Annotated in this window: 6 protein-coding genes and 1 pseudogene; 3 read left to right on the top strand and 4 right to left on the bottom strand. The window is 66.4% G+C overall.

Going from position 1 to position 6953, the window contains the following annotated elements; all coding sequences use genetic code 11:
• Window positions 1–313: 313 nt before the first annotated feature.
• Together RMCN_RS25520 and RMCN_RS25515 are read right to left on the bottom strand one after the other, a co-directional pair.
• Window positions 314–1666: an MFS transporter gene (locus RMCN_RS25520; protein WP_067395170.1), complete on the bottom strand. Its 1353-nt coding sequence runs from the start codon at window positions 1664–1666 to the stop codon at window positions 314–316.
• Window positions 1667–1706: 40 nt separating this feature from the next.
• A pseudogene (locus tag RMCN_RS25515) lies at window positions 1707–2110 on the bottom strand (cupin domain-containing protein).
• Between the two features lie 158 nt (window positions 2111–2268).
• Between RMCN_RS25515 and RMCN_RS25510 the strand changes: the two are divergent.
• Window positions 2269–2931, top strand: a complete 663-nt coding sequence (locus RMCN_RS25510) for a nitroreductase family protein (RefSeq protein ID WP_234787780.1) — start codon at window positions 2269–2271, stop codon at window positions 2929–2931.
• A gap of 12 nt (window positions 2932–2943) precedes the next feature.
• On the opposite strand, the gene RMCN_RS25505 is transcribed toward RMCN_RS25510, so the two are convergent.
• A complete protein-coding gene (locus tag RMCN_RS25505) occupies window positions 2944–4755 on the bottom strand; it encodes an AMP-dependent synthetase/ligase (protein ID WP_067395167.1) in 1812 nt (603 codons plus the stop codon).
• 149 nt (window positions 4756–4904) lie between these two features.
• Here RMCN_RS25505 and RMCN_RS25500 point away from each other — a divergent pair, with 149 nt between their 5' ends.
• Together RMCN_RS25500 and RMCN_RS25495 are read left to right on the top strand one after the other, a co-directional pair.
• The gene (locus tag RMCN_RS25500; RefSeq protein ID WP_067395164.1) at window positions 4905–5264 is read left to right on the top strand and encodes a DUF4440 domain-containing protein; all 360 of its coding nucleotides are present in this window, start codon (window positions 4905–4907) and stop codon (window positions 5262–5264) included.
• Window positions 5261–6106, top strand: coding sequence for an SDR family NAD(P)-dependent oxidoreductase (locus RMCN_RS25495; RefSeq protein ID WP_067395161.1), 846 nt, complete (start codon window positions 5261–5263; stop codon window positions 6104–6106). The genes RMCN_RS25500 and RMCN_RS25495 overlap by 4 nt, the downstream gene beginning before the upstream one ends.
• Window positions 6107–6113: 7 nt before the next feature.
• Here the strand turns inward: RMCN_RS25495 and RMCN_RS25490 are convergent, their stop codons facing one another.
• Entirely contained in the window at window positions 6114–6938 is an 825-nt protein-coding gene (locus RMCN_RS25490) for a MerR family transcriptional regulator (protein ID WP_067395158.1), read from the bottom strand.
• Window positions 6939–6953 lie beyond the last annotated feature (15 nt).

Raw genomic sequence — 6953 nt, 5'->3', positions numbered from 1 at the left:
GCCGCCTCGTCGAAGGCGGCACGCAACGCGCTCACCGCGGCCTGCAGGTCGACTCCCGACATACTTCGAACATACATTCGACCACCGACAAAAAACGGTTAGCGCCCCCGCGAACCGCGATAACACGTGAACGCCAGCAGCACCGACCTCGGACTGCCCGCCTACGAGCGAATTACTCGCTGGCAGCGAATAATTCGCTGATAGTCGGGCAGTTGTACAAATGGGTCCGGCGGGGACTGGTGAGACTGGTGGTGCGAGTCGCCTGGCCCCGCCACGAATTCCACGTCCGGTCGAGTCGCGCCTGGCCGCAGCATCAGCCCCGAGAGACCTCGGGTAACCGGGCTCCGGCGAACACTCCGACGAGCCCCATCGCCGCGAGGAACAGCAACGCCCAAGAGACGTGGACGATCGCCAGCAGCGAGCTGATACCGCCGACGATCAACAGGATGAATCCCATCGCCGAATTCGAAACCGCCACGTACACGGTCCGCTGGTCACCGACGGCCATATCGATGACATAGGTCTTGCGCCCCACCCGCACGCCGGTGTGCATCAGCGCGAGAGCGAAGTACACGGCGATGAACATCGCATTGCTCAACCAGCCCACACCGCTGAACCCGGGAAGCGCGACGATGACGACCGTCGCGATGACGATCACCGAAGACACGCCTGCGCCCACGCTCATGAGCCGCTTGCTCGAGCGGTCGGCGAAGCGGCCGAAGAGGCGGCCGCCGATCAGCGCCGCGAGCCCCGAGGCGATGACGAAGCCCCCGAGACCGGCGAGGCTGTCGGCGCCCGACTGGATCGACAGCGTCACCACGAACGGTGTGCTCAGCGAGGAGACGAGCAGCAGGCTGCGCACCCCGACGAAGTGCCGGAACAGCTTGTCCTCCCGCAGCAGCGTGTGCGTCTGCCTGAACCAGTTCTCCGACTCGGTGAAGCTGTCGAGGTCGGAAGAGGCGTCCGGCTCCGGCTCCTCCCATGGCGCTTCGCCGGGCGGCTCGTGGACGCCTCGGTAGACCACCGCCACCGCAACCCAGAGCGCCGCACCCGCGGCGAGCACCCACGCGAGTTGACCGGGCGAAAGATCCTCACCGCCGAAAAGACGGATTGCGAGCCCGAGAGTGACGGCGACGAGCCCGGCCGCCGTCGTTGCCACGCCGTTGATCTGGCCGCGTTCACCCTTCGGGATCGTTCGACCCTGCACATCCTTCGAAGCGATCGAGCACAGGCAGCGGCCCAGCGCGAAGACCGCGAGGCTGGCCACGATGACGGCACCGGCGGCCAAACCCCTCCCGAGAGCCGCGGTGGCCGCCATCACCGCGACCGCGGCGGCCTGCACCAGCGCGCCCGCGATGAACACCCACTTGCGGTACCGCACCCTCAACACCAGCGGTGTCAGAAAAGCCTGCGGCAGCATCGAACCCGACTCACGGACCGGTACCAGCACACCGGTGAGGGCGGGAGGCACACCCAGGGTCGCGAACAGCCACGGCAGCACCGTCGATGCGTTGACCGTCTCATCGCCCGACGACTGCAGGGCGCTGGCGAGCATCAGCCTCAGTCCGTTCGGCGCGAGGTTGCGCCGCACCTCGCTCGGCAACTCGCGCTCGGCTTCCCGATTCCGCTTCAACAGTGCGGAATAGAGGTTCTGGACTGCGCCCATTGCGTCAGCGCCTCAATCGGGTCCTCAGAGACCGGCGGGCTTAGTGGTCCTCGTCGGCCTGCGTCTCGTGCACCGTGCCATGGGCGTGGTGCGGCGGCGCGTACAGGCTTACAGCTTCAACGGCTCATCGCCGATGTTGGTGATGTTGTGCCACGACCCCTTCGGCACCAGGATGATCCAGTCGTCCGAGATCTCCTCGTCGAACGTGAGGTTGTCCTTTGACGGGCCCATCTGGAGTCGCGCGCGGCCGTGCTCGAGGCGCAGGAACTGGTCGGTGTCGGAATGGATCTCGAGACCAACATCGCCGCCCACCGGGATCGACATGAGCGTGAGCTGTAGCTTCTCGCCCGTCCACAACGTCGTGCGGAACTTGTCGTTGGCTTCAGTGGCATCCTCGATGTTGACGACGTAGGGCTTGGGTCCGTGGTCGGTGAACTGGGCCAACGGTCTCTCCTTATGTTCGGGCCGCAGACGGCATTTCGGGCAAGCGTCGGTGGTTGCCCACCGGATGCCGACGGCCCGGTTCGCAAACCCGAACGCGCGCAATGGCGCTCGGGCAAGCGGCCAGATCATAGGCATTGTCTGACGCTAACAAGCCCGGGGTGCTCGCATCCAGCAAGGGCAGCCTGACCTTGTGTATCCTGGCGGCCTTTGAGCGTGGCGGGAGACGTGGCGAGACAATGACCAGTGTGAAGTTCTTTTCCGACCCGGTACTGGAGTCGATGGCGACGCGGCGGTCGATCTCGAAAGTGGGTCCGGAGACGCCGACCGACGAGGAGCTCGCCGAGCTCCTCGCGGCCGTCACGTCCGTGGCGGATCACAAGGCCCTGCGTCCCTGGCGGCTCATCCTCCTGCGCGGCGATGATCGGATGAAATTGGCCGAGGCGCTCGACGCGGCGGCAGGCGAAGTGCGCGAGCCCGGCGACCACAACACGAAACCCTTCCGCGCCGAACTGTTGATCGCGCTGGTCGCAAGCCCGACCGAGCATCCCAAGGTGCCGACCTGGGAACAGCACGCGGTCGCCGCCGGGGTTGGCCACCTGCTCGAACTCGCGCTGTGGGCCGCAGGGTGGGGCGTCATGTGGCGCACGGGTCTGCTCGCCAACAGCCGCGAGGTTCGCGCGGCCCACGGCCTGACCGAGCAGGAGCACTTGATGGGCTGGCTATACGTGGGCAGCATCGACGACTCTCTGCGTAGGCGTCTGCGCGAATCCAAGCGCCCTGCCCTCGATCCCCACCAGTTCCTGGGCCGCATGCCCCCGTAGCGGCAACTGCGCTCAGGAGTAGAACGAGTCGAGCAGCTCCTGGTTCTGTTTCTCGACAACCCCCCGCTTGACCTTCAGCGACGGTGTCAGCTCACCGTTTTCGATCGACAGGTCGTGGTCGAGCAGCTCCCACTTCTTGATGGTCTCCCACCGGTTCAGTTGCGAGTTGAGCTCGTCGACGTAGCCACCCACCATGTCCCGCACCGCATCCGCCTTGACCAGCTCCGCGTAGGACTTGCCGCCGAGGCCGTTGTGCTCGGCCCAGCCGGACAGCGCATCGGGATCCAGCGTGATCAGCGCGACGCAGAAGTTGCGGGATTCACCGAAGACCAGAATGTGGCCGGCATACGGGCACAGGGCCATGAACTTGCCTTCGATGGCCGGCGGAGCGACGTACTTTCCGCCCGAGGTCTTGAACAGTTCCTTGATCCGGCCCGTGACCGTCAAGAAGCCGTCCTCGTCCAACTGGCCTTTGTCCCCGGTGCGCAGCCACCCGTCCTCGGTGAACGCCTCCGCCGTCTTGTCGGGCAGGTTGTGGTAACCGTCCATCACGCATGGGCCCTGCACTTGCACCTCGCCGTCATCGGAGAGACGCACCGACGTGCCGTCGAACACCTGCCCGACGGTGCCCAGCTTGTAGTTGTCGGGCCGGTTGATGAATGCGCCCGCCGCGGTCTCTGTCAGCCCGTAGCCCTCCAGAATCAACAGGCCGGCGGCGTGGAACCATTCGGCGATGTCGCGGTTCAGTGGAGCGGATCCGGAGATGAAGAATTTGATGCGCCCGCCGAACACATCGCGCACCTTGCTGAAGACCAGGCGGTCGAACGCGGTGTGTGCGATCTTCAGCGGCAGCGGTACCGCCTGACCCGCCAGCCGGTAGCGGTCGGCGTTGCGTCCCGCGGCGAAGGCGGCGGTGAACAGCTTCTCCTTGACCCCTTCCTGCGAGGAGACGACCCGCGCGTGGGCCTTCTCGAAGATGCGCGGAGCCGCGCCCATGAAGGTCGGTTTCACCTCGGCCATGTTCGGCACGATCTTGTCGACGCGGCCGTCGATCGCGCTGGCGAAGCCGCACGCCAACTGCGCCGTGATCAACACCTTGCCGAACGCGTGCGCCAGCGGCAGCCACAACAACTGCAGGTCGTCCTCGCCCAGAATGCCGAAATCGGCGATGGTGTTGCCCTCGTACACCCACGCCCGGTGCGACAGCCGCACACCCTTGGGCTTGCCGGTCGTACCCGACGTGTAGATCAGCGTCGCCAACATGTCCGGCGTGATCGAATCGGCCGTTGTCCGCACGCAGTCGGGGTGATCGGCGAGGTACTTGGTTCCAAGGTCGGCCAACTCGGCGATGGTGGTGACGTGGTCTCCGTCTCCCGTGCCGTCGAAGAGCACCACCTTCTCGAGGTGCGGCAGGTCGTCGCGCCGCTCTTTGAGCTTCTCCAGTTGCGTCTCGTCCTCGGCGAACACGACGCGAGACTGCGAATCGCTCAGGATGTAGGCGGTGTCGGTCGCGTTGGTCGTGGGGTACACCGTGGTGGTGGCGGCACCGGCACACATGACCGCGAGATCCGCCAGAATCCACTCGTACCGTGTGCTCGAGGCGATCGCGACGCGTTCCTCGGGCTGGATGCCCAGCGCCAGAAGCCCGGCGGCCAACGCCTCCACCTGTTGTGCGGCCTCTCGCCAGGTGAGGGAGACCCATCGATCCCGATCGAGTTTGCGGAACGCCTCCCGGTCTGCGGATTTCCCGACGCGGTCGAAGAACATGACGGCCACGTTGGCCGGCGACACGGTCGTGGATGGCTGGTTGGTGTCGGTCGACATCGCTGATCTCCTGAATCTCTTACGGCACCGGTGCCGTTCATGGTGCGCCTCTCATACCCAAAGCGGGCAGGTATGACGCGATAGGGCTGCAAGCCCTGATGTCGGCGTCGTGTTGACCCTCTCCCTGGGGGAGACTTGAGCATGAGTACATGACACTGCACAAGAGCGATGGCACCGACATTCGACGCGATGAACTGCCCTGGGCGGTCGCGACCTATCTCACCGCGCACCGCGACGTCACAACCGCGCTGACGGCCTTCACCGCCGACGCCGCCGTCACCGACGAGGGCCACACCTACCGCGGCCACGACGAGATCGCCGACTGGGTGCGCAACGCGGCCAGCGAGTACACCTACTCGACCGAGCTCGTCAGCGCGACCCGGTTCGGCGCCGCACACCTTGATGTCCTGCAGCATCTCGAGGGCGACTTTCCCGGTGGCGTGGCCGACCTGCACTTCCGGTTCACGCTCGACGGCGAGCTGATCGCGCGCCTGGTGATCGAACCATGACCAGGACGTGGTTCATCACCGGAGGCACCCCCGGCGGGTTCGGGATGGCGTTCGCCGACGCCGCTCTCGAGATCGGCGACCGGGTCGCCTTGACCGCCCGCCGCCTGGCCGAGCTGACCGACTGGGCGCAGCGGTACGGCGAGCGCGTCCTGGTGCTGCCGCTCGACGTCACCGACACCGAGCAGGTGCACGAGGCGGTGCGCGCGACCGAGGAGCACTTCGGCGGTATCGATGTCCTGGTCAACAACGCCGGCCGCGGCTGGTACGGGTCGATCGAGGGTATGGCCGATACGGCGGTCCGAAAGATGTTCGAGCTCAACTTCTTCGCGGTGCTGTCAGTGATTCGCGCCGCGCTGCCCGGTATGCGTTCCAGGGGCAGCGGGTGGGTCATCAACATGTCTTCGGTCGCCGGATTGTGCGGCGTCACCGGCTTCGGTTACTACAGCGCAACGAAATCGGCGATCGAGACGGTCACCGAGGTCCTTCGCGAGGAGGTCGAACCTCTGGGCATCCGCGTCATGGCGGTCGAACCAGGAGCGTTCCGCACCCGCGCCTACGCGGGTTTCGCCGACGAACCGATCGAGGAGTCCGTTCCGGAGTACGCCACTGTGCTCGAGCGGGTCCGCGACGCGATGGTCGAACAGGACGGCGCGCAGCCGGGGGATCCCCGACGTGGGGTGCGCGCGGTCATCGCGGCGATGGCCGAGGATCCGCCGCCCCGGCGGCTCGTCCTCGGCAGCGACGGTTACGACACCGTCGTCACCACACTCGAAAACTCCCTCGCCGAGATCCGGGCACATGAGAAGCTGTCCCGCGGTGCAGATTTCCCGCCTGAGAGCTGACGCGAGCTCAGACGGGATCCCCATCGGGAGCGACCCGGAACACCGGCCAGCCGATCTCCGTTCGCCACCGCGCCGGATCCGTCGTGTCGCGGGGCCCGACAACGTACGTTTCGTGGATCGGCCCGTCGACAGCGAGCGCATTGTCCACCACCCAGGCTCCGAGACGGCCGTAGGTGACGTCGAGATCGTCGTGCGGACCTTCGTGGACGGTGACGACCAGATCGACGGGCGGAAGCTCCACGACCTCGATACGGCCGGACGGCCGCGGGACGCGCACCGGCCGGAAGACCGTCATCGCCCCGACGGACTGGGTGAACAGTTCGTTGGCGTAGCGCCCGCCGGGTGGTCCGGTGCGCTCGGCTTCGGGGAATGCGGCATCCAGTTCGGCCATCGCCTCGTCGTACCACGCAAGCGAATCGTCGAGCCGCACAAGACCGGTGATCGCGGCGACCCGCCGCGCGGGAACCGACCGCAGCTCGACATCGAGGTCGGCCGGCTCCGGATTGAGCAACCGGCGCAGCGACACCACGGCGGCGCGCGTCCGGTCCAGCTCGCCTTCCAACCGCCGCACATGACCGGCGATCACCTCCGCGCGTCGCTGCGGATCCTCGGTGTCGAGGATGGCCCGGACTTCGGCGAGCGGCACGTCGAGTTGACGCAACCTGTGGATCACCTGGGCGGTCGGTATTTGTTCGGCGGAGTAGTAGCGGTATCCGGTGAACGGGTCGACGGAGGCGGGTTCGAGCAGTTTGGCCTCGTGGTAGCGGCGCAGCGTCCGCACGCTCAGGTGCGTCACCGTGGCGAACTCTCCGATGGTCAAACCCGACCGCATGCGGCCAGTCTGCCT

Origin of the sequence: Mycolicibacterium novocastrense (assembly GCF_001570485.1) — a bacterium.
Classification (GTDB): domain Bacteria; phylum Actinomycetota; class Actinomycetes; order Mycobacteriales; family Mycobacteriaceae; genus Mycobacterium; species Mycobacterium novocastrense.
Note: the sequence above shows the minus strand (reverse complement) of the source record. Positions and strands in the feature narration are given on the sequence as shown.